Here is a 1,045-nt window from a genome sequence, read left to right as displayed (position 1 = left end):
GATCAGACCCATGTAGCCGAACATCGGCTTGCGGGAGAAGACCGGGATGACCTCACTGATGATGCCGAAGAACGGCAGCGCGATGATGTACACCTCTGGATGCCCGAAGAACCAGAACAGGTGCTGCCAGAGCAGCGCACCGCCGTTGGCCGAATCGAACACGTGCGCACCGAACTTGCGGTCCGCCTCCAGCGCGAACAGCGCCGCCGCCAGCACCGGGAAGGCCAGCAGGACCAGCACACCGGTCAGCAGCACGTTCCAGGTGAAGATCGGCATCCGGAACATCGTCATGCCGGGCGCGCGCATGCAGATGATCGTGGTGATGAAGTTGACCGAGCCGAGGATCGTACCGAAGCCGGAGAAGGCCAGACCCATGATCCACATGTCGGCACCGATACCCGGCGAGCGGACCGCGTCCGACAGCGGCGAGTAGGCGAACCAGCCGAAGTCGGCCGCCCCGTCCGGGGTGAGGAAGCCGCCCACCGCGATCAGCGAGCCGAACAGGTACAGCCAGTAGGCGAACATGTTCAGCCGCGGGAACGCCACGTCGGGCGCGCCGATCTGCAGCGGCATGATCCAGTTCGCGAACCCGGCGAACAGCGGCGTCGCGAACATCAGCAGCATGATCGTGCCGTGCATCGTGAACGCCTGGTTGAACTGCTCGTTCGACATGATCTGCAGACCCGGCCGGGCCAGTTCGGCGCGCATCAGCAGGGCCATCAGCCCGCCGACGCAGAAGAAGACGAACGAGGTGACCAGATAGAGGGTGCCGATCCGCTTGTGGTCGGTCGTGGTCAGCATCGCCACCACGGCCCGGCCCGGCGAGCGGCGCCGCCCTTCCATGGCCGGCCGCGGTGGCGAGGCGGGCGGTGACAGCGCGGGCTGGGGCACGGCAGTCCTCCAAGTGCGTGCGAGACCTCCGGGCGTGCGATGCCTGCGCACCGAGTGGCCCGGCCTCTGGCAGTTTATCTCGCTCGCGAGAGAAATAAATTCCGGGGTGGGGGCGAGGACATGCGCGTGCCAGGTGATCAGGCCGGACGAAGGC

Annotated in this window: 1 protein-coding gene; it reads right to left on the bottom strand. The window is 66.4% G+C overall.

Annotation, left to right across the window (positions count from 1 at the left end; translation table 11 throughout):
* Window positions 1–843 (bottom strand): cbb3-type cytochrome c oxidase subunit I (locus ACFW3F_RS25590; RefSeq protein ID WP_388062523.1); only part of this gene is annotated, 843 nt, incomplete at its 3' end.
* Between the last annotated feature and the right edge of the window lie 202 nt (window positions 844–1,045).

It is taken from the genome of Gordonia sp. NPDC058843 (genome assembly GCF_042743165.1).
Lineage (GTDB): Bacteria > Actinomycetota > Actinomycetes > Mycobacteriales > Mycobacteriaceae > Gordonia.
This window is presented reverse-complemented; position numbering and strand designations above follow the sequence as displayed.